Raw genomic sequence first — 619 nt, forward strand, 5'->3', positions numbered from 1 at the left:
ATCCAGATGGTAGTTTAGGTGCCTGCACAGCTTGCCATCCAAGGCATGAATTTTCAATAACTGTAGCAAGAAAGCCATATACATGCGGGCAATGTCATTTGGAGCCCGATGTTCCAGCCTATAATGTTTACAAAGAAAGCAAGCATGGCAATATTTATGAATCCATAGGCGAGCATAAATGGGATTTTGAATCGGTACCATGGAAGGTTGGTAAGGATTTTACAGGACCTACCTGTGCAACCTGTCATAACAGCTTGATTGTGCGTCCTGATGGTAAAGTTATAGCAGAAAGAACCCACGATTTTTCTGCGAGACTGTGGGTAAGGCTTTTTGGATTAATCTACACCCATCCCCAACCAAAATCTGGAGATACAACTATTATAAAGAATGCAGACGGTCTGCCACTCCCCGTTACCTTTACCGGTAAGTTAGCAGATGAATATTTAATTTCAAAATCTGAAGCTGAGTCAAGAATGAAGGTAATGAAAAATGTTTGCACTTCCTGTCACAGCACAGAATGGACAAATGGCCATTTTACTAAGATGGATAATACAATAAAAGAAACCGATGAGATGACAAAAACAGCAACATTAATACTTTTAGACGCATGGAACAAAGG

At 40.2% G+C, this 619-nt stretch carries 1 protein-coding gene; it reads left to right on the top strand.

What is annotated here, in order from left to right; genetic code table 11:
* Nucleotides 1-619: hypothetical protein (locus tag N2257_10785; GenBank protein MCX7794870.1), on the top strand; the 619-nt coding region annotated here is incomplete at both ends.

The sequence above is a fragment of the Thermodesulfovibrionales bacterium genome (assembly GCA_026417875.1).
Lineage (GTDB): Bacteria > Nitrospirota > Thermodesulfovibrionia > Thermodesulfovibrionales > CALJEL01 > CALJEL01.